18 protein-coding genes are annotated in these 23,697 nt (G+C 70.2%); 12 read left to right on the top strand and 6 right to left on the bottom strand.

Features of this window, described 5'->3' with window-relative positions; translation table 11 throughout:
- Position 1 precedes the first annotated feature (1 nt).
- Both C1746_RS07340 and C1746_RS07335 read left to right on the top strand, forming a co-directional pair.
- The gene (locus tag C1746_RS07340) at positions 2-1,141 is read left to right on the top strand and encodes a DUF1015 family protein (RefSeq protein ID WP_116713980.1); all 1,140 of its coding nucleotides are present in this window, start codon (positions 2-4) and stop codon (positions 1,139-1,141) included.
- 10 nt (positions 1,142-1,151) lie between these two features.
- Complete coding sequence (locus C1746_RS07335; protein WP_116713979.1) at positions 1,152-1,868, top strand: aminotransferase class V-fold PLP-dependent enzyme; 717 nt, start codon at positions 1,152-1,154, stop codon at positions 1,866-1,868.
- A gap of 3 nt (positions 1,869-1,871) precedes the next feature.
- On the opposite strand, the gene C1746_RS07330 is transcribed toward C1746_RS07335, so the two are convergent.
- Complete coding sequence (locus C1746_RS07330; RefSeq protein ID WP_162867491.1) at positions 1,872-2,264, bottom strand: pyridoxamine 5'-phosphate oxidase family protein; 393 nt, start codon at positions 2,262-2,264, stop codon at positions 1,872-1,874.
- On the bottom strand, positions 2,261-2,701 hold the full coding sequence (locus tag C1746_RS07325; RefSeq protein ID WP_116713978.1) for a CBS domain-containing protein: 441 nt from the start codon (positions 2,699-2,701) through the stop codon (positions 2,261-2,263). Before C1746_RS07325 ends, C1746_RS07330 begins: the two co-directional genes overlap by 4 nt.
- Before the next feature lie 170 nt (positions 2,702-2,871).
- Here C1746_RS07325 and C1746_RS07320 point away from each other — a divergent pair, with 170 nt between their 5' ends.
- Both C1746_RS07320 and C1746_RS07315 read left to right on the top strand, forming a co-directional pair.
- Positions 2,872-4,770 (top strand): N-acyl-D-amino-acid deacylase family protein, encoded by a 1,899-nt coding sequence (locus C1746_RS07320; protein WP_116713977.1) that lies wholly within the window; start codon positions 2,872-2,874, stop codon positions 4,768-4,770.
- An 85-nt stretch (positions 4,771-4,855) separates the two neighbouring features.
- A complete protein-coding gene (locus C1746_RS07315; RefSeq protein ID WP_116713976.1) occupies positions 4,856-8,689 on the top strand; it encodes a cell wall-binding repeat-containing protein in 3,834 nt (1,277 codons plus the stop codon).
- 15 nt (positions 8,690-8,704) lie between these two features.
- Here C1746_RS07315 and C1746_RS07310 read toward each other — a convergent pair whose 3' ends face one another.
- A complete protein-coding gene (locus tag C1746_RS07310) occupies positions 8,705-9,217 on the bottom strand; it encodes a hypothetical protein (RefSeq protein WP_162867490.1) in 513 nt (170 codons plus the stop codon).
- 90 nt (positions 9,218-9,307) lie between these two features.
- On the opposite strand from C1746_RS07310, the gene C1746_RS07305 reads away from it, so the two are divergent.
- Together C1746_RS07305 and C1746_RS07300 are read left to right on the top strand one after the other, a co-directional pair.
- Positions 9,308-11,305, top strand: coding sequence for a thiamine pyrophosphate-dependent enzyme (locus C1746_RS07305; RefSeq protein ID WP_116713974.1), 1,998 nt, complete (start codon positions 9,308-9,310; stop codon positions 11,303-11,305).
- Between the two features lie 133 nt (positions 11,306-11,438).
- The gene (locus tag C1746_RS07300) at positions 11,439-12,413 is read left to right on the top strand and encodes a hypothetical protein (RefSeq protein WP_162867489.1); all 975 of its coding nucleotides are present in this window, start codon (positions 11,439-11,441) and stop codon (positions 12,411-12,413) included.
- Positions 12,414-12,457: 44 nt separating this feature from the next.
- Here the strand turns inward: C1746_RS07300 and C1746_RS07295 are convergent, their stop codons facing one another.
- Together C1746_RS07295 and C1746_RS07290 are read right to left on the bottom strand one after the other, a co-directional pair.
- On the bottom strand, positions 12,458-14,569 hold the full coding sequence (locus tag C1746_RS07295) for a cell wall-binding repeat-containing protein (protein ID WP_162867488.1): 2,112 nt from the start codon (positions 14,567-14,569) through the stop codon (positions 12,458-12,460).
- A 90-nt stretch (positions 14,570-14,659) separates the two neighbouring features.
- Positions 14,660-15,928: a hemolysin family protein gene (locus C1746_RS07290; protein WP_116713971.1), complete on the bottom strand. Its 1,269-nt coding sequence runs from the start codon at positions 15,926-15,928 to the stop codon at positions 14,660-14,662.
- 96 nt (positions 15,929-16,024) lie between these two features.
- On the opposite strand from C1746_RS07290, the gene C1746_RS07285 reads away from it, so the two are divergent.
- A complete protein-coding gene (locus C1746_RS07285) occupies positions 16,025-17,572 on the top strand; it encodes an amidase (RefSeq protein WP_116715615.1) in 1,548 nt (515 codons plus the stop codon).
- 2 nt (positions 17,573-17,574) lie between these two features.
- Here the strand turns inward: C1746_RS07285 and C1746_RS21965 are convergent, their stop codons facing one another.
- Positions 17,575-17,727, bottom strand: coding sequence for a hypothetical protein (locus C1746_RS21965; protein WP_162867487.1), 153 nt, complete (start codon positions 17,725-17,727; stop codon positions 17,575-17,577).
- A 256-nt stretch (positions 17,728-17,983) separates the two neighbouring features.
- On the opposite strand from C1746_RS21965, the gene C1746_RS07280 reads away from it, so the two are divergent.
- The 5 genes from C1746_RS07280 to C1746_RS07260 are packed head-to-tail and all read left to right on the top strand — an operon-like array spanning position 17,984 to position 23,692.
- Positions 17,984-19,711: a sedoheptulose 7-phosphate cyclase gene (locus tag C1746_RS07280; protein WP_116713970.1), complete on the top strand. Its 1,728-nt coding sequence runs from the start codon at positions 17,984-17,986 to the stop codon at positions 19,709-19,711.
- Positions 19,712-19,750: 39 nt separating this feature from the next.
- Positions 19,751-20,425, top strand: coding sequence for an HAD family hydrolase (locus C1746_RS07275; protein ID WP_116713969.1), 675 nt, complete (start codon positions 19,751-19,753; stop codon positions 20,423-20,425).
- Positions 20,422-21,273, top strand: coding sequence for an O-methyltransferase (locus tag C1746_RS07270; RefSeq protein ID WP_205711758.1), 852 nt, complete (start codon positions 20,422-20,424; stop codon positions 21,271-21,273). The genes C1746_RS07275 and C1746_RS07270 overlap by 4 nt, the downstream gene beginning before the upstream one ends.
- Positions 21,266-22,651 carry an ATP-grasp domain-containing protein gene (locus tag C1746_RS07265; RefSeq protein ID WP_116713968.1) on the top strand — a complete coding sequence of 462 codons (1,386 nt, stop codon included), beginning with the start codon at positions 21,266-21,268 and terminating at the stop codon, positions 22,649-22,651. Before C1746_RS07270 ends, C1746_RS07265 begins: the two co-directional genes overlap by 8 nt.
- Positions 22,652-23,692: a D-alanine--D-alanine ligase family protein gene (locus tag C1746_RS07260; protein ID WP_116713967.1), complete on the top strand. Its 1,041-nt coding sequence runs from the start codon at positions 22,652-22,654 to the stop codon at positions 23,690-23,692.
- The last annotated feature ends 5 nt before the right edge of the window (positions 23,693-23,697 follow it).

Raw genomic sequence — 23,697 nt, 5'->3', positions numbered from 1 at the left:
TATGCACATCCAGCCGACCGCAGCACGTCTGGTCCAGCCGGCACTGGCCGAGCAGGTGGTGATCCCGGCCCTCGACTCCCTGAGCACCGACGACCGGGATCGGATCCGCGCTCGTAACCCCTGGTCCTACCTGCATGCGCTGCAGGAGCCGGTCGACCTCGAGGCAGCCACGATTCGTGCCGCGGCCGTCCACTCGGGCGAGGGGCTGGCGCGACTGGTGGATGCCGGTGTGTTCGAGCCGGGCCCGGCCGAGATGTACGCCTACCGGATGCGCAGCGGCGGGTTGACGCAGGTCTCCGTCGTCGCGACCGTTCCGGTCGAGGAGTACGACTCCGTCATCCTCCCCCACGAGAAGACCCGCCCGGCGCGGGTGGCCTACCTCTCGCACTACCGGGCCACGGTCGGCTACGTCTCCAGTCCGGTCGCGGTCGCCCATCCGCCCTCGGCAGCGGTCGACGAGGTTCTGACACGGGCGACACAGTCCGCGCCGCTGCTCGACTTCGTGACTGCGGACGGGAACGCCCAGACGGTCTGGGGCATCGAGGACACCGCGGCAGCGACCGCGGCATTCGCAGGGATCACGCGGGCGTACGTGTCGGACGGCCACCATCGCGTGGAGGCCGCCCGAACCGTTCCGGGTGACCGGGACCGCTTGGTCCTGACCGCGCTGACCTCCACCCGCGACGTCGACGTCGCGCCATTTCATCGTCTGGTGCGAGGGGCGGATGTGGACCAGGTGTTGGGGGGACTCGAGGAGGTGGCATCGGTGGAGGATCTGGATGGATCGGTGGGACCAGCGCCCGGGTCGGTCTGGGTCGGTCTGGGTCGCGACTGGTGGTCGGGACAGCTGCCGGCGCCCGTCGTGGCGGAGGTGCCGGAGTCGATGGACGCCGCGCGACTGCACGCCCAGGTGCTCGACCCGCTCGGATTCGAGCAGAGCGATCCACGGCTGCAGTACGTCCCGGGACTGGGCTCGCCGCGGATGCTGGCCGACGCCCATCCGGGCACCGTGGTGATCGCGTTGGCACCGGCGACGTTCGACGACATCATCGCCGCGGCGGAGGCTGGCCGGACGCTGCCGCTCAAGTCGACCTACGTGCGTCCGAAGCCCCACTCCGGGGTCTTCCTGGCGCCGACCTGAGCCAGCCGCAATGCCGATCGATGTCGCAGCGGAGCGCAGCCGGACGCCCGGTTGCAGCGAGGTCACGCACCTGAACAACGCCGGGGCCAGCCTGCCGACCCAACAGGTCCTCGACGCGGTGACCGGCTACCTGGATCTCGAGGCCCGGATCGGTGGCTACGAGGCGGTCGATGCCCGTGAGGCGGAGCTGGCACAGGTCTACGTCGAGGCTGCACACCTCATCGGCGGCGACACCAGGAACTGGGCCTTCGTCGAGTCGGCGACCCGGGCTTGGAACGCCGCCTTCTCGGCCTTGCGGTTCCAGCCGGGCGACCGGGTTCTGACCACACAAGCGGAGTACCCCAGCAACATGGCGGGACTGCTCAGAGCCCACGAGATCCAGGGGATCGAGATCGTCGTGGTCCCGGACGACGACCACGGGCAGGTAGACGTCGGGGCCATGGCTGACCTGCTGGACGAGCGAACCCGATTGGTCTCGGTGACCCACGTGCCGACACAGGGCGGGCTGGTGAACCCCGCCGTCGCCGTGGGCGAACTCCTGGCCGGCAGCGAGGTCCTCTACCAGCTGGATGCCTGTCAGTCGGTCGGCCAGCTGCCGGTGCGGCTCGAGGAGCTCGGCTGTGACATCCTCTCCTTCACGGGCCGGAAGTTCGTCCGCGGGCCGCGGGCGACCGGGATGGTCTGGGCCGGCGCTGACGACGGCTGGTCGGTCACGCTGGAGCGGTAGCCCTCAGACGATCCGACGTCCAGTGATCTGATCCGGCGTGATCGCGATCGTGCGGCTGTCACGGCCGGCCCAGGAGCGCACCAGCCGTTCGATGGCCTCGATGGACTCCGCGTCGGTGACCTCACGTGCCGTGCCCCGGACCAGCACACTCCAGCCCTCCCGCCAGGACGGGGTCACATCGTCGACCTCGAACGCCACTCGGTCCTGCATGACGGCGGAGAAGAGCAGGGACCCGGGGTCGGTGTGGAAGACGACCTCGCCCCCGAACACCCGATAGTTAACCGGCAGGATCGTCAGGCCGTCCTGGCTGTAGAACCCGACGCGCCCGACGTGCCGCGGGTGGGCCCGCAGCAACTGGATGCACTCGCCGTCGCCGAGCTCCGCGAGTCTGCTCACGCGTCGACCTCCCCCGCACCCTGCGCCAAGCCGCCGACCAGGTCGTCGGTCGCGGTGAGTGACACGAGCAGGCAGTCGGTCGTGGTGACGATGCCGATCAGGCGGCCGTCGTCCTCGACGAGCGGCAGGGCGCTCACGCGGCGGGAGAGCATCATCCGGGCTGCCTCGGCCATGGTCGCCGACACCGGGACGGTGTGCACGGAGGTGCTCATGACCGCCTCGACCGGCCGGCTCTCTCCGGTCACCTCCCCCAGCCGTTCGAGAGACCGAACGCGGTTGAGCGTGGCGTCGTCGATGCTGACGTCGCGATCGCTGATGATGCCGATCAGATGGCCCGCGCTGACCACGGGCAGGTGCCGGATCCCCTGAGCCCGCATCACGGCCCGGGCCTCGGCCACGGTTGCCTCGGGCGAGATGGTGATTGGGTCGCTGTTCATCCAGTCGCGGACGTTCACGGGTCTCCTCCGGTGAGGGGCAGGTCAGGCTGCCGAGGTCTGTGCCTCCACGGTGGCCGATGTCGACCCACGACCACCAGGCCGATGGTCCTCCCGCGGGCGGGACGATCGGGCGGGCTGGACGTTCGCCCGACGGATGGGATACTCGGCACATGACCTCTGCTGGCTCGTGGGATCTGCTGGTCACCGGTGGGCTCGTCTTCGACGGGCACGGCGGCCCACCCCAACTGGTGGACGTGGCCCTCAGCGGTGGCCGGGTCGCCGCGGTTGGGCCTGGCCTTGACCCCGCCGCCGCCGCACGAGTCGTCGACGCCTCCGGCCGCTGGGTGATGCCCGGTCTGCTGGACATCCACACGCACTACGACCTCGAACTCGAACTGGCCCCCGGGCTTCCGGAGGCTGCCCGGCACGGCACGACCACCGTCATCACGGCCAACTGCTCGCTCGGCACCACGTTCGGCTCGCAGGTCCGCGACAACGGCAGCTACGTCGAGAACCCGATCGTCGACTGCTTCGCCCGCGTCGAGAACATGCCGAAGCACGTGCTGCAGCGCGTGGTCGACGCGATCGACTGGTCCGGCACGGCGGCGTACCTCACCCACCTGGACGCCCAGCCGTTGGGCGCCAACGTGGTCCCGCAGATCCCGCACTCGATGCTGCGTGCAGAGGTCATGGGTCTACAGGGTTCAGTGTCCCGCGACCCGTCCGACGACGACATCGTGCGGATGGCCCAGCTGTTGAACCGGGCGCTGGAGGAGGGGTATCCGGGGTTCACGACCGACGCGCTGCCGTTCCACTTCCTGGCCAACGACCCGCACCGGGCCACGAAGATCCCGACCCAGTGGACCACCCGGGAGGAGCTTCGGGTCCTCACCCACGTGGTGCGCGCGCACGACCGCGTGTGGCAGGGCACCCCGCCGAAGGACAGCCCCGTGGGGATCGCGAAGACCCTCTTCTTCACCTCCGGCCGATGGTTCGGCGCTCCGCTCCGCACCACCTTCCTCACCTCGATGGACGTCCACACCGACCGGACGGTCCTGCCGCTCTCGAAGGTCCTGTCACGGATCCTGAACTCCCGGCTGGTCGACGGGCGCTTCCGCATGCAGGCGCTCGCTGCGCAGTTCAAGGTCTGGGCCGACGGCCCGCTGACGCCGCTGTTCGAGGAGATCCCGAGCCTGCGACGGCTGAACGAGCCCGACCTCGAGGACAGGGCCGGCCGCCGGGCGATCCTGGCCGACCCGGACTGGCGGGCCCAGTTCACGCGTGAGTGGATGACCGGCAAGGACGGTCGTGGGCTGGCTGGCCTGCGACGCCGGCTCCGCTACGAGGAACACGCCGTCCCCCGCGATCTGGACCAGCTGGTGCTCGACGGCGACGTCCCCTGTCCCGAGTGGGACGGACTGACCTTCGCTGAGGTGCTCCGCCGGGGGCAGGCTCATCAGGCCGGAGTGCTGGACCCCGGCTCGGCTGCCGAACGCGAGGCCTTGGAGACGATGGCTGAGGCGATGCCGGAGGGCATCCACGACGCCGGTCTGGTCCTGCACCTCTTCGCCGCCTACGACACCGACCTGCGGTGGTACGCCATCACCGCCAACGCGGACCAGGCCAAGCTGGAGGACGCCCTGTTCTTCGAGCACAACCTGCCGGGCTTCAATGACTCGGGCGCCCACCTGACCAACATGGCGTTCTACGACGCGAACCTCCGAGGACTGCAGATCGCCGCCCGCTACGGCAGCACGCAGCTGTCGCGACACATCGCCCGGCTGACCAGCGAGCCCGCGGCGTTCTGGCGGATCGACGCCGGCAGCTTGCGCGTCGGCGCACGAGGCGACGTCGTCATCATCGACCCGCTGGCGCTGCACGACTGGGATCCGGAGTCCACGATCACCACGGAGTACCGCGAGGCCTTCGACCACGAGCAGATGGTCAACCGGCCGGAGGGAATCGTCACCCAGACGGTGCTCGGCGGGACCGTGGTGTGGGATGAGGGCGAGTACATCCCCGAGTTGGGGAAGGTACGGCTGGGCCAGACCCTGCTGGCCACCACCTGACCCGACCTGCGGACACGACCTGAGCTGGCCCGCGGGCCTCGGGTGCGGTTAGAGTCGCGGCCCGCCGAGTGACCGGGGAGGGTCCATGACGGCTGCCAACACCAGGGGGAGACCACGCCGGACGTCCCACCGCCCCGCGGTCGTCTGGGTCCTGCTCGCCGGCTTGCTCACGAGCCTGCTGACCCCAGCCCGCCCCGGTCGCGCACAGCCGAGCCAGGAGGCAGCGCCGGAGCGAGAGGTCGTGTTCGTCCTCGATGCGTCCCGGTCCGTCACGCCGGTGGAGTGGCGGGCGATCACCCGCGGTGTCGACGTCACCCTGCGTCGCCGCGACCACCTGCCCCTGGGCGTCTCTGCCGTCTCCGTCGTGGTCTTCACCGGGCCGGGCGCCGTGGGATCGGAGGTGCCGCTGGTCCAGGAGATCGTCTCGAACCGACTGCTGGACACGGAGGATGACGCGGCCGAGATCGGTGCCGTCGTCCGCGGGCATGCCCAGACGGAGGGGTCGACCCCCGTGACGGCCGGCCTGCGTGGCGCGGCCGAAGCGGTCTCCCACGGCGGCGCCGCGACCGAGACGACGGTGTGCCTGCTGACGGACGGGATCGAGAACGTCGAGGGAGAGACCGTCCCGTCGGTGGACTTCCTGGTCGACGCCGGCGCCGATCGCTTCTCGGTGGTCGCGGCGGAGGACAGTCGGCACTCCGTCGAGGAGCTGGCCGCCGAGTACGGGCCACTCGTCTTCGGCGGCGGTGGGTTCACGGCGACCACCAACCGGGGTGTCATCCCCTCCTCGGTGGCTGACGGTTGCTTCACGCCCTCGATCGATGTGGAGGGAATCGAGGTCAATCAGGGCGTGCAGAACCTGGCCAATGACGCCGCGTTGGTCGCGGGGAAGCGGGCCATGGTCCGGGTGACCGGGCACGCCGGCGCGGGCATCAGCGAGTGGACGGGACGCTTGGAGTTGCGCGAGGCCGACGGCACCCTCATCCGGGAGTACGGTCCAGCGGGCGGCAGCGCGAGCAACCTCGGCCCCGATGCATCCCTTGCGGAGCTGCGAGCGGCGGCGCTCGAGTTCCACGTGCTGGCCACCGACCTGCGGGACGGCCGTCAGGTGACCGTTCGCTTCGTTCCCGCCTCCGGGCAGGTCAGCTGCCTGGACATCGATGCCGACTGCGAGGTGACGCTGACACCGCAGCGCTTCGAGCGCGAGATCGTGTTCATCGGCACCGATGTGGTGCGGCAGACCGACGCCGGCGAGGAGGTGGTCTTCGAGGCCGACCCCCGCGAGGCATCGGCGGCAGCCGCAGTCCTGGCTGCGTGGGCGCGGCGCGGACTGCCGTTCGACCTGCGGAGGTGGTCCTACGTCGAGTCCGCCCGCAGCTACGACGCCACCGAGTACCTGGACGCACGCGACGCCGCCCGGACGGCGGCCGTCGATGCCGTCGCGATGGGTCTGGTTGACGACCCCGCGGACGATGAGGACGAGTTCGATCAGTTCGTGCAGGCCCGCCGCGATGGCCAGGTCGACGCCCACCGGGACCTGCTCGGCGACATCCTCGCGCTGACGATCGAGCAGCAGTGGCGGGTCACCGAGGATCCGGAGTCGACGGTCGTCTATGGCCTGTTCGACATCCCGGGGATCGGCGGGCGCGCCAACGGATTCGACGCGGCCACCTCGGCCGGAGCGGCGTTCCAGACCCGACTGGTCCACCTGCACGAGATCGGTCACTCGCTGGGCCTGCCGCACGCCGCCACCGCCGAGGACGGGGAGCGCTTCGCCGACCCCTGTGGCGCCGTTGCCGCAGACCAGTGGCCCGACACGGTGACGATCGACGGCCGAGACGTCGCGGCCCTGGGGCCAGATGGGGACGGCGCGGGCTTCTGGGGACACACCGGCAGCAGCCCCGGCACGGCCATCAGAGGGGTCATGCCCCGCAGCACGATGCCGAACCTCATGGGGTACTGCGGCGCGCCGGATCGGGCCTTCGCGCCGACCCAGTGGCTGGGTGGCGCCCAGTGGAACCGGATCGTCGGCGAGGACGTCGAACTGCGGGTCGACTTCGGCGACAGCATCGCCATCACGCCTGGGCGCGACGGCGACGCGCTCGAGGTGGCTGACCTCCGGCCGCGCCCGACCGCCGTCGCCGCCCCGAGCGACCCGACCCACCGGATCGACATCATCCGTGACGGTGAGCCCGAGCCGATCGCCCAACTCGACGTCGACCTGCGCGGCGAACCCGGTGTTCCGCTGCTCTTCGACGACGGCACACTCGGCCCGGCCAGCGATCCCGAGTCGGTCAGCCAGGACCCCATCGCCGTCGGGCTTCCGACGAGTCTCCGCGAGGGCGCGGCACACACGATCCAGGTCGTGAACCTGGCCGACAGCGCTGTGGTCTCGGAGGTCGCCGTGTCGCCGTCACGACCGCAGATCGAGATCACCACGGATGTCAGCGGTCAGGTCACCGGCCCGTTGAACCTGACCTGGGAGGCGACGGACGACGACGGTGACGCGCTGTCCTACGACGTGCTCGTGCGCCCGGAGGACGTCTGGATCCCTGTGGCGGCGGGCATCACCGCGAACCAGCTCGATCTGGACCTGTCGTCGTTCACCTGGACCGACGCCGTCGTTCGCGTCCGCGTCGTCGCCTCCGACGGCATCCGGACTGACGCGGACCTGATCACACTCGACTACGTCTCATCCGACCAACCGTGGGTGGCCGGGACCATCGTGGACCCGGTCGACTCGAGCACCTACACCTACGGCGAGATCATCCCACTGAGCGCCGAGTCGACCAGCAACGCCCCGACCCATCGGGTGGAGTGGGCGTCCGACGTCGACGGACGGATCCTGCAGTCCGACGGCGTCGCTGCAGCCGACCTGTCACCAGGAGAACACGTCATCAGCCTGTACGGGGTGGCGGGACGGGACGACCAGGAGGTCCGTCAGCTACTTGATCGGGCCTCCATCACGGTTCAGACCGCCCCGGTGCCGGAGCAGTCGGTGGTCCTGCAGCGCACGGCTGGCAACGACCGGTACCAGACCGCGGCGTCGATCTCGCGGCTGCAGTGGCCGGCCGGGGCCCAGCACGTGTTCGTGGCGTCCGGGGAGAACTTCCCCGATGCGCTCACCGCCGGCCCTGCGGCCGCCGCGGTCGGCGCCCCGATCCTCCTGGCCGGGCGTACCGCCCTGCCGTCGGCCACGGCCGCGGAGTTGGAGCGACTGCAGCCGCGGCGGGTCACGGTGATCGGCGGAGCCGCCGTGATCGAGGACCCGGTGATCGAGGAGATCAGGGAGGCGGCGCCCGACGCGTTCGTCGACCGGGTCTTCGGGTCCAACCGCTTCGCCACTGCGGCAGCCCTGGCTGATCGCTTTCTGCCGTCCGCCGACCGGATCTACCTGGCGACCGGAGCGGACTTCCCCGACGCGCTGACGGGAGGCGCGGTCGCCGGGTGGCGTGGCAGTCCGATCCTGTTGACCAACTCCGACTCCATTCCCGCCGAGCTGACGGCGTATCTCGATGGCCGGACCGTCACGGTCGAGCTGCTCGGGGGAACGGCAGCGATCAGCGAGGATGTCGCCGCAGCACTTGCGGACGAGCCCGGCGTGGACAGTGTGGTTCGACGTGCCGGTGAGAACCGGTTCGCCACCGCGGCCGTGGCCATGGAGCCGTTCGGCCGTTCGGTCTCGGCATTCGTCGCCACCGGCCGCGCATTCCCCGACGGGCTGGCGATCGCGCCCGTGGCCGCGCTGACCGGGACGCCGGTGCTGCTGACCGAGCCGGACGTCCTGCCGGCCGACACCATCCGCGCACTTCAGGAGCTCGGCGTCACCCAGGTGCGGATCATCGGTGGCGAGCGGGCGGTGACCGCTGACGTCGCGGCCGAACTGCGTGCCACCCTCGACGCGATCGCGGAGCGGTGAGCGGTCGCCCGGCGCTCAGGTGCACACCGGCTGGGGCTGCTGCTCCAGGATCGCCACCTCGATGACGGACCGGTCATCGCAGATGACCACCGTTCCGCCGTCGCCGGCCAGGTGCACGCCGGCCACGTGCGCGTCGACCAGCGCAGGCTCGCAGAAGCGCCCCTCGCCCTGCGTCAGGCAGAGCAGGTACCAGATCGGTTCGGACGGCCGTGGCAGGCTGCCAGCCGGCTGCTCGATCACCAGGTCGCGGTCCACTGCCGGAGCGACCGTCCAGCTCTCGTCGGCCCGGACGATCTGGTCGGAGGCGAGCTGTAGCACGGACAGCGGCGGGGTGAGCGGCGTCTCGCCGCCCTCGAACAGTGGCGGGGTGCCGGTCACCTGGATCACATCGCCGGCCTCGTCCTGAGCCGTCGGAAGAGCGGCGCCGCCGGACCCGGCCCCTTCGGCGTCAGGTGAACCTCCGCAGGAGGCCAGGCACGTCACCGTCACGACCAGGAGCGCGAGGCGATCAACGCTCCTGTCGCCCATGGCAGTCACCTGGCCAGTGTCGCCCAGGACGAGATCAGCGACCACCTGCCGGTGGACAGATCGGATGATCGAGGGTGTGATAGGGCGCTCATGACGTCTGATGCGGCCGCCGAGACACCGTCGACCGAGGCGCCGGACCTGCCGGACGGCCCCTTCGAGTGGCACCGCATCATCGGAACCGACGAGCTGCCGGTCGGCCGCGTGACCACCGTCGCCATCGAGGACCGTACGTACGCGGTCACCAGAAGCGACGACGGGTTCGGGGTCCTCGACAACCACTGTCCGCACCAGGGCGGTCCACTCGGCGAGGGCTCGATCGAGAAGGGCTGGCTGCGGTGCCCCTGGCACGGGTACGACTACTCCCCCTGCAACGGCGTTCCACCCAGCGCGTTCGGCGACGCCCCGGCAGCCTTCCGGGTGGAGGTGCGCGATGACGGCGTGTACGCGGCGCTGCCTCTCCCGGCCGAGCGGGAGCGCACCGTGGCCGACATCGCGATCGAGACCCTGATCGCGTGGGGCATGACCCACGTCTTCGGGATGGTGGGGCACTCCAACCTCGGCCTGGCCGACGCCATGCGGGTCGCCGAAGAGCGAGGTGACCTGACCTTCATCGGCATCCGCCATGAGGGGGCCGCGGCCTTCGCGGCCAGTGCCTACGGCAAGCTGACGGGCGGCATCGCCGGGTGCTTCGGGATTGCTGGTCCGGGGTCGACCAACCTGCTGACCGGCTTGTACGACGCCAAGGTCGACCGCGCGCCGGTGGTGGCGCTCTCCGGTCTCGTTCCCTCCTCGGTTGCCGGGCAGGGTGCCTTCCAGGACCTGGACCTGACGACGGCCTTCAGCGACGTCGCGCGCTATCAGGCCAAGATCGTGGCCGGGTCCGACGTCGCGGAGCTCGCCGCCAAAGCTGCCAAGACGGCCATCGTCGAGCGGGACGTCGTCCACCTCTCCTTCCCCGACGAGGTCCAGACCCACCCCGCACCCGACGCCGAGCCCCGCGGCCCCGAGGGCCGGGTCGGCGCGCCGCAGGTCCACCCACCGCTGGCCGAGGTGGACCGGGCGGTGCAGATGATCGCCGGCACCGAACGTCCGGTCATCATCGTCGGTGCCGGAGCTCGCGGGCAGATGACCGAGGTGATGGGCCTGGCTGAGACCATCGGCGCACCGGTGCTGACGACCTTCAAGGCCAAGGGCCTGGTGGCGGACGATCACGAGCTCGGGTGCGGCGTCCTCGGACGATCGGGGACCCCGATCGCCAGCTGGTTCATGAACGAGTCGGACCTCCTCGTGGTGTTCGGCGCCTCCTTCTCGAACCACACCGGGATCGCCGACTACAAGCCGACGATCCAGGTCGACCTGGACCAGCAGGGCCTCGGCCGCTATCACCCGGTTGACCTGCCGCTGCTCGGCCACGTCGGGACCACGGCATCGGTCATCCGCGACCGCCTGCCCGACGACATCCGCTGTGTGGATCATCGTGCTGAGGTCGCGGAGCGCTGGGCGATCTGGCGGGAGGAGAAGGCCAGCCGTCGGCGGGATGACCAGGGCGAGGGCGTGAACTCGGCGGCGGTCTTCGAGGCGCTTGGGCGGACGGCCCCGGCCGACGCGGTCTTCAGTGTCGACGTGGGGAACAACACCTACTCATTCGGGCGGTACCTGGAGACCTCCGGCAGTCAGGACGTCCTGATGTCGGGGTACCTCGGCTCGATCGGGTTCGCGCTCCCCGGTGCGATGGGCGCCTACGCGGCGGTCGGCGACACCCGCAAGGTGATCTCCGTATCGGGCGATGGTGGCCTGGGTCAGTACGCGATGGAGCTCACCACGATCGGCAAGTACGGCATGCCGATCTGCCACGTCCTGCTAGACAATCAGGAGTTGGGCAAGATCAGCAAGGAGCAGCGGGCTGGTGAGTGGCCGGTGTGGCAGACGTCCCTGGTCAACCCCGACTGGGTGTCGATGGCCGAGAGCTGCGGCGTGCGGGCGTGGCGGGTCACGACCGCGGCGGAGTTGGAGCCGGCGCTGCGCGAGGCCGTGGCGCTCGACGGGCCGGCGCTGGTCCACATCGTGACCGACGTCGAGCTGCTGTGATCGCTACCGCCACCACGCCGAGCCGCCCTGGCCGCGACGCCCGGATGGTGCACGATCGGGGCCCAACCCACGCCATCGGGGGTTTCTGCACGATCGTGTCGAATTCGGCGGCCAGCCGGACAGAGGAGATGTGATGACCGACCCCGTTGCACGCAACCCGCAGGCCGAGGCAACCCGACGGTTGGGCGACGGACGCCTGGGACTGGTCCTGGAACCCTCAGCGCCAGCCGTCGACGTCGGCCCGTGGTTCGCCGACGACCCCACCGTCCCCACCGACGACGACGGGCGCGTCGGCAGTGTCGGCCCCACCTCGGCAGCGGGGTCGACCTGGGACGAAGTGGTCGTCGCGCGGCCGGAACTGGGCGAGTGGGCCAGCACGCACTGGCTCGGTGGCGTGGCCCGCGTCGGACCGGCGCCGACCACGTTGGAGGCCACCCGGTCAGCGCTGACGGCACTGGCGTTCACGGTGATCGCCACCGTGCGGCACCAGCACACCGGCAAGATCGGGCTGCGCTGGACCAAGGGCGGGTTCGGCACCCCGTTCTTCGCCGACGATCGGCAGGTCCGGGTTGAGGGCACCGACCTGGTCGTCCAGGTCGGCGACACGGTGCAGTCCGAGCCGATCTCGACGTTGGCTGCAGCCGGCCGGTTCGTCGACGTCGAGCCAGGTGCGCCGGAGGGGATCGACTTCCACGACATGCCGTCCATCCCGGCGCTGGATGAGCCCCTCACGGTCGACGCCGAGGCTGTGGGCTTCCTGGACAGCTGGTTCGGGTTCGGCACCCTGGTCCTCGAGCTCCTGCGGGACGCTGCGGGCCGCCCCTCCGACACCCGGGTCCAGCTGTGGCCGGAGCACTTCGACCCGGCCATCGAGCTGGGCGATGCCGATGCCGGGACGCGGGCGAGCTTCGGCGCCTCGCCGGGCGACGACGCCGTCGGGGAGCCCTACCTCTACGTCGCGCCCTGGACCACCCAGGAGGGACCCTTCTGGTCGACCCCGTTCGGCGGTGCCGCGTTGACCCTCCACCAGCTCCTGGCCGCCGAGGATCAGGTCGAGGCAGCCGCCGTGTTCTTCCGGTCGGCCCGCACCCTGCTGTCCTCCGAATAGCGTGGCTGGCCTCCGACTGACCGGTCGTCCGCCAGCTGACGGGCCTACCCGCGCTCCGGTGCCGGCGGCAGCAGATCCACCGACTCGGCGCCGCCCACGACGATGATGCCGGCGTCGGGCGTCATCGCCAGGACGACGCCGTCCTCGACCGGGATGGCATCCCCCTCGACCAGGTAGCGGTCCAGGTCGAGGACGATGACGCCGCCGTCGCTCACGCGGTAGCCACGGCTCGGGTCAGTCGGGTCGACGGTGACGTCCTCCCCACCGGCGCCGGTGATCGTCCCGAGCAGTCCCGCCGAGTTGTCGAGCACCAGCGTCTCAGCGGTCCTGCCGCCCACCAGGATCCGGCTCCCGTCCGAGCTGACGGCGATGGTGTCCCTGAATCCACGAGTCTGCGCATCAGCCGTGAAGGCATCCTGAGCCGTGGTGTACACGCTGACCCGGCCACCCGAGCTGCCGCCCTCGACGACGCCAACCGTGCTTCGGTCGGCTGACCGGGCCAGCACTGTCGCCTGCGTGGTCTCACCCCGGACCCCGTAGTCCGTCCGAATGACGACCGCACCGGTCGTCAGATCCAACTCGTACATCCGACCCCCAAATCCGCTGCCGTCGAAGGTCGTGGTGAACAGGGCCGTGGTCGCGTCGACGATCACGATCGAGAGCGGGCGGGTGCCATCGGCCACGTCGACCTGGACGGTGCGCCGGTTGAGCGTCGCGGTGTCGATCACCGTGAAGTTGCTGCCGCCGGCATTGGCGACCCACAGCTCCGCGCCATCAACCGTCAGGTCCATGCCTGCCGGCAGTGAGCCGGTCGGCACGCTGTCCGTGATCTCGCGGGTTGCCAGGTCGACGACTTCGACCTGGTTCCGCCCGGCGTTGGAGGCGTACGCCACCTGGCCCGAGGTCGCGGTGACGACATCGGCGATCGGTCCCGTCGTGATCGACAGGCTGACCGGCTCCTCCAGCGGGGGGACGGTGGGATCAGGGGTCGGTTCCTCGGTGGGCTCTGCCGTGGGCTCCTCGGTTGGTTCGTCGGTCGGTTCGTCGGTCGGCTCGACGGTGGGCTCGACTGTCGGGTCGGTGGTGGGTTCCTCGGTCGGCCCCTCAGTCGGACCAGTCGGCTCGGTCGGCTCGGTCGGCTCGGCGCAGGGTTCGCTGGTCCGTGCCTGCTCAGCTTGCTCGGCCACCTCCTCCGAGACGGCGCTCGGCCCGCCGAGGATGAGCACGCGATCCGGCCGCAGTCGGGCGATCTCACACCGGGCCGGCTCGGCCAGTGTCTGGGACCCCGTGAGCAGCAGTGGCGCACCCCGCGCGGCCCCGATGGGTCCCCCCGACAACGCGTCGGGGAAGGCCTCCCCGGTCGCGAGCAGGACGGACTCGGCCTGCGGGACAACCGAGGTCAACGCCGCGGCGGTCTCGAAGCGGTTCTCGCCGAACACGCGCACGACATCGAGACCGGCGGCCACGAGCTGCTCCTCCACCGCCAGGTCCAACACCGCCGGCCCGCCGACGACGATGGCGTCCGTAGCCTCCAGTCGCGCGATCGTCGCCAGCGTGCTGTCGAGCAGCCCGTCCGGGTTGCTGAGCAGGATCGGCGCGGGTGTCCCGGCCGCGAGCGGGCCGGCGACGACAGCATCGGGGAAGTCCGCCCCCGAGGTGATGATCACGGTCTCGGTGCCATCGGGGAAGGTCTGCTCCGCGATCTGCTCCGCGGTCGCGATGCGGGTGGCACCGCCCATCCGTTCCACCGTCGAAGTCGGCGAGATCAGCGCGAGCTCCTGCTCGACCTCGGTGCTGATGGCCGCTGTGCCGCCCAGCAACACCACGCGCTCCGGCGCCAGGCGGCCGAGCTCTGACGCGGTGGCGTCGGGCACGGAGTCGACGCCCGTCAGCAGAACGGGGCCGAACCTGCCGGCCACACTCGCGCCGGCGAGCGCATCCGGGAAGTCGACGGCAGAGGCCACGACCACGATCGGCAGACCGGGCCCGAACGTCTCGCCGGACGCGAACGCGGCGGTCTCGGCGCGGCCCGCCCCCGCCAGCCTGACGATCTCGGCCTGGGCCGGCTGAGCCAGACCCAGGATGGCGGCGGCGGTGGCCAACACGGTGAGCAGCGCGATGACTGCGAGCGGACGTGTTCGGCGTGACGTGGTCAAGGACCCCTCCCGAGGGCGCATGGACTGCGGGTGCAGCCCGGCCTTACCCGGCTGCTGGAGCCACAAGCATGGCAGCGCGTAACCCGGATGTCACTCTGGCTGGATGGGCTCCATCGGGCTGATGTGCACGCGCTCCACGGTTCGGGTGGTGGACTCGAGGACCTGCACCTGCCAGCCATCGCGCTCCACCTGGTCACCGACCTCGGGGACCCGGCCGAGCTCGGCCATGACCAGACCACCGATGGTGGTGTAGTCGCCCTCCGGAAGGTCGATGCCGAGATCGTCGAGATCGTGGATCGGGTAGGTGCCGACCACGACGAAGGAGCCGTCGGCCCGGCGCTCGACGCTCCGGACATCGGGGTCCGCTTCGTCCCAGATCTCTCCGACGAGCTCCTCGACGAGATCCTCGATGGTGACCAGACCCTCGATCCCGCCGTGTTCGTCCACCACGAGCGCCATCTGCTGCCGCTCGGCCTGCATGCGCCGGAGGGCGTCCAGGCAACCCAGGGTCTCCGGCAGCGGGAGGACGGGGAGCGCAACCTCGCCGACCGGTCCGGTCTTGCCGACCAGGTCACGCAGGTGGACGGTGCCGGTGACGTGATCGACGTCGCCTCGGATCACGGGGGCCCGGGTGTGACCGGTGTCGGCCAGGACCTGTCGTGCCTCCTTCGCAGCGGTGGTCTCGTCCAGCACGACCATCCGGGTGCGCGGCGTGATGATCTGGCGCAGTCGGCGGTCGGCGAACTCGAACGCCCCATCGATGATCAGGCGCTCGTTCTCGTCCAGCTCGGGCTGCGTGGCCACCATGTCGCGCAGCTCGTCCTCCGAGATCTCATCGCCCGTGGCGTCCGGATCCTTCCCGGCCAGCCGGACGACCAAGTCGGTCGAGACGCCGAGGAACCACACGGCCGGGCGCGCCAGCGTGCCGAGCAGGTTGAGCGGACGGGCCGCCAGCAGACCCCAGCGCTCCGCGGTCTGCATCGCGACGCGCTTGGGCGCCAACTCGCCGAACACGAGCGTCACGTAGGTCAACAGCAGCGTGATGAGCACGATCGAGGCGGGGCGGGCGGCAGTGCCCAGTACCGTCGAGAGCGGCTCGACGAGCGGCTCGGCCAGTGACACGGCGGCGGTGGCAGAGGCGAGGAACCCCGCCAACGTGATGCCGATCTGGATCGTGGCGAAGAAGCGGTTGGGGTCACGAGCCAGCCGGGCCAGCAGGGCACCCGTTCCACCCTCTTGCTCCAGGCGGTTGAGCTGGGAGTCGCGGAGCGAGACCAGCGCAAGCTCGGATCCAGCGAACAGTGCGTTCAGCGTGACCAGCACCGCGACGAGGGCCAACTGCGTCCAAAGGGAGTCCATAGCCATCACATTGTCCTGGGAGGATTCGTGATTGACACGCCGGCCCGGCTGTACTTGGGTCAGGGGACGCCGGAAACCCTGCCCGAGGAGTTCGTGATGTCCCTCACGCCACCTGACCTGACCGCCCTGCAGGCAGCTCGTGACCACTACGGACTGGATCTCAGTCGCGCCGACCTGGACAGCTTCAAGCCGCTGGTCGAGGGGTTGTTGGCCTCGTGGGACACCGTCGAGCGGCTGTATGAGGAGTCGGCCTCTCCCACGATCGAACGCGACTGGTACCGGCCCGACGACGCCGACAACCCCTACAACGCCTGGTACGTGACCTGTGAGATCTCCTCCGGCGAGGACGGGCCCTTGGCCGGTCGGCGTGTGGCCATCAAGGACAACACGGCCGTGGCCGGCATGCCGATGATGAACGGCTCGGCCACCCTCGAGGGCTTCACCCCACGACGGGACGCCACCATCGTCTCCCGGCTGATCGAGGCCGGGGCGACCATCGCCGGGAAGGCGGTGTGCGAGGACCTGTGCTTCTCGGGCGGCTCGCACACGTCCCGGACCGGCGCGGTCCGCAACCCGTGGGACGAGCGCCGCTCCGCTGGTGGCAGCTCCTCCGGGAGTGCCGCGCTGGTGGCCGGCGGGGTGGTCGACATGGCCACCGGTGGCGACCAGGGCGGCTCGGTGCGCATCCCGTCGGCCTTCTGCGGGACGGTCGGTCATAAGCCCACGCACGGGCTGGTGCCCTACACCGGCGCGTTTCCGATCGAGCAGACCATCGACCACGTCGGCCCGATCACCGCCACCGTCGCCGACGCTGCACTGATGCTCGGCGTCATCGCCGGGGCGGACGGCGACGACCCGCGCCAGCCTGTCGGGCTCCAGCCGCAGGATTACCTGGCGGCGCTCGGCCAGGACGTGACCGGCATGCGGCTCGGGGTGGTCACCGAGGGCTTCGGTCATGACAACTCCGATCCCGGTGTCGACCAGGCTGTGCGGGACGCGATCGAGGCACTGCGCCGTGCGGGGATGACCGTCGAGGAGGTGTCGATCCCCTGGCACCGGCACGCCACGGCCATCTGGGACGTGATCGCCACGGAGGGGGCGACGGCGCAGATGGTCGACACGAACGGATACGGGCTGAACTGGGACGGCCTGTACGACCCGGAGTGCATGGACTACTACGGCAGCCAGTGGCGCCAGGATCCAAGCCAGTTCTCCGAGACGGTCAAGCTGGTGCTGCTGGCCGGTCGACACGCCCTCGACGAGGGGCACGGCTCCTACTACGGCATGGCCCGAAACCTGGTCCCGACGCTGCGAGCGGCGTACGACAGCGTGCTCGAGGAGGTCGACGTGCTGGTGATGCCGACGCTGCCGATCACGGCCAGCAAGCTGCCGGCCGACGACGCCCCACGGGAGGAGGTCATCGCGCGGGCCCTCGAGATGATCGCCAACACCTGCCCGATGGACGTCACCGGCCACCCGGCCTGCTCGGTCCCGACCGCACTGGTCGATGGCCTCCCGGCCGGGATGATGCTGGTCGGCCGCCGGTTCGACGACGCCACGGTGCTGCGCGTGGCGGACGCCTACGAGCGGACGGTCGGGGGCTTTCCTTCAGCCGTCGGGGAGACGACGGGGAGCGCCGTCTAGCGCTACTCGTCCGTGGCGTCCTCGATGCCCTCCTCGACCTCGCTCTCGATGGTCTCGGCGTCGTCCTGGATGCCGTCCACGGTGTCGTCGCAGGCGGCAAGGCCGAGGGCGATCAGGACGACGAGAAGAGCGGAGGCGAGACGGGAGGACAACATGGTGACTCCTTGATTCGAGGGTTCTTCGAGGCCATCCCCAGCCGGTCGGGGGCTGACACGTCCTCGCGAGGAGCCATCAGGCCACGATCCCTCGGTGACCGGGTCGGACGGGCCCTTAAACCTCTTCGCATCGCAACCCTGAGCGCAGACTCCGTGGGTTCTTCAGACCTCGGTCTGCGGAATGAGTTGTGCAGCGACCGCCGACCGACACCGGTTCCAGGTCCCACACAACGTCTCCGGGAGAGCCCACGCCGCCATGACCGTGTCCGCGCTGATCAGCGAGTACGTCGAGAACGCCGATCTGGCTGCCCTTCGCAGCGGGACCAGTGACCTCGCCGCCGTGGTCACCGACCCGGCCTTGGAGGTCTTGCTGCACGGCGTGTTGGGTCTGGATGTCTACGACGAGAAGGTCGGCCGTGATCTGCAGAGCCAGGGCGCGTTGACCGCACTCCCGGCCGTGCGGCAGCTGCGCACCTCGCTCAACGACTCGGTCGTCTCGGTGGCGGGGCTGATAGCGGAGGTTGCGGCGGCGGTGGATGCCGGCGTAGCCGCGGACTGGTGGCGTCTTGCCGAGGGTCTGCGCACTCGCGCGGAGGGGTCTGCACGACTGCTGGACCTGCTTCGCACCGGGCCGCGCGGCAGCGCCTGGGCAGATCTCGCGGATCAACTGGTGCAGTCCGACCCGCACGCGGTGTACCCGACCTCGCCGTATCGGCGCAGCGACGGCCACGTCCTGTCCAGCTCGGACGACACCATCATCGAGGCGGCGATGACCCAGCAGACGTTCACCTCTCTGCGCATCGTCGAGGACGTGCTGGACCCCGACAATCGACTGCTCCGCGATGTGTGGGCACCTGCCGGCCGGGTCGTCGCCGTGGTCGACAGCAACGTCGCGGGGCACCTCGACGGTTCACTGGAGGGCTACTTCGCGGCACACGACATCACCGTCGATCAGCTGGTGGTGCGGGCGATGGAGGTCGACAAGGGCCTCGGCACCGTCGAGCGATTGCTGGGCCACTTCAAGGAGTTGGGCGTGTCACGCCGCGAGCCGGTGCTCGTGGTCGGTGGGGGTGTCCTGACCGATGTCGCCGGTCTCGCCTGTGCGCTGTACCACCGCAACACGCCGTACGTGATGCTCGCCACCTCACTGGTTGCCGGCATCGACGCGGGACCGTCGCCACGGACCTGCTGTGATGGGTTCGGGTACAAGAACCTGGTCGGCGCCTACCACCCGCCGATCCTGACCATCACCGACCGGACGTTCTTCGCCACGCTGCGCGAGGGCTGGCTCCGTCACGGCGTGGCGGAGATCATCAAGATGGCCGTGGTCGAGGACGCCGACCTCTTCAGCCAACTCGAGGCCGTCGGCCCGCAACTGGTGACCTCACGCTTCGGGACACTGCCGGGTGACGATCCCGTGCTGGCGGCGAACTCCCGGCAGATCCTCGCCGGTGCGCTGCGGAGCTACGTCCAGGCGGAGTACGACAACCTCTACGAGACTCACCAGGCTCGCCCGCACGCCTATGGGCACACCTGGTCGCCAGGCTTCGAGATCGACGCTGGCCTGCTGCACGGCCACGCGGTGTCGATCGGGATGGCGCTGGGCGCCACGGCCGCGAATCGTGCCGGCATGATTCCCGAGTCGGTCCTGCACCGCATCCTGCGCCTGCAGAGCGGGTTCGGTCTGAGCCTGTGGCACGACATCCTCGAGGACCGTGACCTGCTGTGGCTCGCACAGGAGCGGATCACGCAGAAGCGCGGCGGCCGCCTCGTGGCCCCGGTGCCGACCGGCGATGTGGGCAGATGCGGCTACATCGACACGCTCGAGCGGACCGAACTCGAGGCCACGGTTGACCACCTCCGCGGCCTGGCGGCCAGCTATCCGCGGGCGGGTCGCGGCATCGAACCGCTCTGCAGCGACGTCGGACTGGAGGATCCGGCCACCGTCGGCCACACCACCATCGGCACCGCCACCAGCCGCTGATCCACCACGTTCCCGGACCACACCAGAAAGGCCCATCACATGCCCGCCATCCTCTTCGGATCGATCAGCTCCGTCGTCGACACCTCAGAGTTGCAACGTCAGGCGTTCAACGACGCCTTCCAGCACCACGGCCTGAACTGGCACTGGGATCAGGAGCTGTACCGCGACCTGCTCCAGAGCAACGGTGGCGCCCAGCGCATTGCCGCATACGGCGCCGATCGCGGCGTCGAGGTCGACGCCGACGCCGTGCACGCCACGAAGTCCTCGCGCTTCCAGCAACTGCTGGCCGAGACCTCGCCGAGTGCCCGGCCCGGTGTGCTGGAGACGATCCGGGCTGCACAGGCGAGTGATGTGGCCGTCGGTATGGCGACCACGACGTCGCCGCTCAACGTCGCGGCGATCCTGCGAGCTGCCGGCATCAGCCAGGACGAGTTGGATCTGGTCCTGACCCGCGAGGACGTCGACGAGGGCAAGCCGGCACCGGAGGTGTACCTGACGGCGCTGCAGCAACTCGAGCTGACCGCAGAGGAGTGCATCGCGGTGGAGGACAACGTCGGCGGCGTCGACGCAGCCGCGGATGCCGGCATCCGTTGTGTGGCCCTGCCGAATGCCAACACCGCCCGCCACGACTTCGGCCGGGCTGACCAGGTCGAGGCGGCGCTTGATCCCGCCGCCCTGGTCGCGGCCGTCTCGGGGACCGCTGCCGCATCGTGAGCGCGTCGCCTGAGGCCGCCGGGCCTGGCGCGCCACGCCTGCGTCCGGTCACGCCCATCGGCATCGCCGCCGCGCTGCTCGAGGCCGTCGAGGATCGCCTCGTCGCTCACGGCGACGTGGACCAGGACATCCTCGATGATCTGCGCGGCGCGACGGCTCGCGTCGCGGGTCTCGAGCCCTACGTCGCCCGGTGCACGACGCCGGCGTCCGCAGCGCTCGAGCAGTTGGAGGCCGACACCAATCGGCACGACTGGAGCGCTGTCGACGCGGACGGAGCCACGCCGGGCGTCGAGCGCGAGATGCTGTCGGGCCATGTGGAGGGCCAGTTGCTGCGCATGCTGGTCGGGGTCGCGGCGGCCCGGTCCGTCCTCGACATCGGGCTCTTCAGCGGCTACTCCTCGCTGGCCATGGCAGAGGGGCTGCCCGACGACGGCCGCGTCATCGGCTGCGAGGTCGATCCACGCGTGGCCGACTTCGCGCGGGACCGGCTCGAGCGGTCGCCGCACGGTCACAAGGTCGAGATCCGCGTCGGGCCCGCTACTGAGACCCTGGCGGCGCTGACCGCCGAGCAGCAGGTCTTCGACGTGGCGTTCCTCGACGCCGACAAGGGCGGCTACCAGGGCTACTTGACGCGGCTGCTCGATGACCGCCTGGTCCGCCCGGGCGGGCTGATCCTGGCCGACAACACGCTGCTGCAGGGCCAGCCGTACGCCACCGGCTCACCCAGCGGCTCTGGCGCGGCCATCGCGACCTTCAACGAGGCGGTCCTCGCCGAGCAACGGGTGGAGCAGGTCCTCATCCCGCTCCGGGACGGTGTGACGCTGATGCGGGTGCTCGGCGATGACTGAGACGGTTGCGGGACCGCCTCGCAGCGACCAGCAGACACCATGGTCGGGCCTTCGGAGCGTCGGTCGAACGGTCGGAACGCTCGGGTTGCTGACCGCTGCCCTTCCACTCGACCTGGCGCTGACAGCTGCCGCGGCCGCACGCGCAGAGCTACGTCGAGATCGCGTCCGGCCCGTCCCACCGACAACCTCGGCGAGCACGAATCGGCCGCTGACCATCATGGTGAGCGGCGGCAAGATGACCAAGTCGCTCCACCTCGCCCGGGCCTTCCACGCCGCCGGTCACCGGGTGGTCATGGTCGAGACCGCGCGCTATCGGCTGGGCGCGCATCGCTACAGCCGCGCTGTCGACGCCTTCCACGTGGTGCCGGCGCCATCCCACCCCGACTACGCCGATGCGCTGGCGAGGATCGTCAGACGCGAGCAGGTCGACGTGTACGTCCCGGTCTGCTCCCCCGTCTCCAGCAGGTACGACGCCGAGTCCAGCAAGCTCCTCCCCGATCACTGCGAGGTCTTCCACGTCGATGTGGACGTGATCGACGACCTGGACGACAAGTACCGCTTCGCCACGCGTGCGGCGGCTCTCGGCCTCGACGTGCCGGAGACCCACCTGATCACCGACCCGGCCCAGGTGCTCGACTTCGACTTCCCCGACGACGGCCGGACCTGGATCCTGAAGTCCATTCCCTACGACCCCGTGCACCGCCTGGACCTGACCCGGCTGCCCCGTCCGACGCAGGCCGAGACCGCCGCCCACGTGGCCTCGTTGCCGATCGGCCCCGACCGCCCATGGATCCTGCAGGAGTTCGTGGAGGGCCAGGAGTTCTGCGCCCACGCAACCGTTCGCGACGGCACCATCCGCGTCTGGGCCTGCTGCGCCTCCTCCCCCTTCCAGGTCAACTACGAGATGGTCGACGAGCCGGACATCCAGGCCTGGGTGGAGCAGTTCGTCAGTGACCTCGACCTGACCGGGCAGGTGTCCTTCGACTTCATCCGAACCGAGACGGGCCGGACGGTGGCAATCGAGTGCAACCCGCGCACGCACTCGGCCATCACGATGTTCGACGACCTTCCCGCGCTCGCCGCGGCCTACCTCGACCCTGGTAGCGGCCTGCTGGTGCCGCACGCGTCGAGCCGACCGACGTACTGGCTGCACCACGAGCTGTGGCGAATGCTCACCCGGCCGTCACGCATCCCGGAGCGCCTTGGGATCCTCCGGCGAGGTCGGGACGCGGTCCTGCGGGGTGATGATCCCCTCCCCTTCCTCCTGCTGCCGCACCTGCAGGTCCCCGCGCTGCTCGTGGATGCGCTGCGACACGGCCGCGAGTGGGTCCGCATCGACTTCAACATCGGCAAGCTGGTCGAGGTCGGTGGGGACTAGATGCCCCCGCCCGTCCATGTGCTGCACCTGAGCGGGGCCACGACCACGCAGGAGATGGCGGACCTGTCGCATCTGTACGCCCGTGACTGCGCCGCCGCGTGTGCCGACCCGTCGCGCTGGACCTTCTCCTTCGTCGACCTCGCCCCGGATGGGACGTGGCGCTTTCCCGCCAGCCTGGACCAGACGGCGCTGGCCGCCGCCGAGTCGGTGTCGGTGGACCGGGCGGTGGCGCGGCTGGTCGAGATGGCGCCAGACGTGGTGATCCCCCAGCTGTTCGACCTGCCTGGCATGACCCACGTCCGGGCCTTGCTCGATCTGCTCGACCTGCCCTACGTCGGCAATCCTCCCCACGTGATGGCCCTGGCTGCTGACAAGGCGCTGGCTCGTGCGGTGGTTGCGGCGGCTGGTGTCGCCGTGCCGGACGCGGAGGTCGTCGAACCGGCGCAGACTCCCAGCCTGTCGCCTCCTGTGGTGGTCAAGCCGGTTGATGCCGACAACTCCGTCGGTGTGACGCTGGTCCGGGCGAAGGCGGAGCTCGGGCCGGCGCTGGACGGCGCGTGGTCAGTCGCACCGAGGGCCCTGGTCGAGCAGTACATCCCCCTGGGACGTGAGGTGCGGTGTGGGACCCTCGAACTCGAGGGCGAGATCGTCGCCCTGCCGCTGGAGGAGTATCGCGTCGACCCGGTCAACAAACCCATCCGGGATGCCAGCGACAAGCTGCGAAGAGATGAGGACGACCAGCTGCACCTCGTGGCCAAGGACGCTGCGCACGCCTGGATCGTGGCCGACGACGATCCCATCGTCCCGGCCGTTCAGGCCGCGGCTCGAACCTGTCATCAGGCGCTGGGCTGCCGCCAGTACGGCCTCGTCGACTTCCGCATCGACCCGGCCGGGCAGCCGTGGTTCCTGGAGGCCGGCCCCTACTGCTCCTTCGCCGAGCAGAGCGTCATCACGACCATGGCTGCCGCGGCTGACATCCCACTACCGGCACTGTTCGCCGAGTGTGTGACCGCCGCTATCCGTACGCACCGGACGACCTAGAGGAG

It is taken from the genome of Euzebya tangerina, assembly GCF_003074135.1.
Classification (GTDB): domain Bacteria; phylum Actinomycetota; class Nitriliruptoria; order Euzebyales; family Euzebyaceae; genus Euzebya; species Euzebya tangerina.
Note: the sequence above shows the minus strand (reverse complement) of the source record. Positions and strands in the feature narration are given on the sequence as shown.

Coding starts and splice junctions, on each gene's coding strand:
- C1746_RS07340 (WP_116713980.1), top strand. CDS start 2: ATGCACATCCAGCCGACCGCAGCACGTCTGGTCCAGCCGGCACTGGCC.
- C1746_RS07335 (WP_116713979.1), top strand. CDS start 1,152: ATGCCGATCGATGTCGCAGCGGAGCGCAGCCGGACGCCCGGTTGCAGC.
- C1746_RS07325 (WP_116713978.1), bottom strand. CDS start 2,701: ATGAACAGCGACCCAATCACCATCTCGCCCGAGGCAACCGTGGCCGAG.
- C1746_RS07320 (WP_116713977.1), top strand. CDS start 2,872: ATGACCTCTGCTGGCTCGTGGGATCTGCTGGTCACCGGTGGGCTCGTC.
- C1746_RS07315 (WP_116713976.1), top strand. CDS start 4,856: ATGACGGCTGCCAACACCAGGGGGAGACCACGCCGGACGTCCCACCGC.
- C1746_RS07310 (WP_162867490.1), bottom strand. CDS start 9,217: ATGGGCGACAGGAGCGTTGATCGCCTCGCGCTCCTGGTCGTGACGGTG.
- C1746_RS07305 (WP_116713974.1), top strand. CDS start 9,308: ATGACGTCTGATGCGGCCGCCGAGACACCGTCGACCGAGGCGCCGGAC.
- C1746_RS07300 (WP_162867489.1), top strand. CDS start 11,439: ATGACCGACCCCGTTGCACGCAACCCGCAGGCCGAGGCAACCCGACGG.
- C1746_RS07290 (WP_116713971.1), bottom strand. CDS start 15,928: ATGGACTCCCTTTGGACGCAGTTGGCCCTCGTCGCGGTGCTGGTCACG.
- C1746_RS07285 (WP_116715615.1), top strand. CDS start 16,025: ATGTCCCTCACGCCACCTGACCTGACCGCCCTGCAGGCAGCTCGTGAC.
- C1746_RS21965 (WP_162867487.1), bottom strand. CDS start 17,727: ATGTTGTCCTCCCGTCTCGCCTCCGCTCTTCTCGTCGTCCTGATCGCC.
- C1746_RS07280 (WP_116713970.1), top strand. CDS start 17,984: ATGACCGTGTCCGCGCTGATCAGCGAGTACGTCGAGAACGCCGATCTG.
- C1746_RS07275 (WP_116713969.1), top strand. CDS start 19,751: ATGCCCGCCATCCTCTTCGGATCGATCAGCTCCGTCGTCGACACCTCA.
- C1746_RS07265 (WP_116713968.1), top strand. CDS start 21,266: ATGACTGAGACGGTTGCGGGACCGCCTCGCAGCGACCAGCAGACACCA.
- C1746_RS07260 (WP_116713967.1), top strand. CDS start 22,652: ATGCCCCCGCCCGTCCATGTGCTGCACCTGAGCGGGGCCACGACCACG.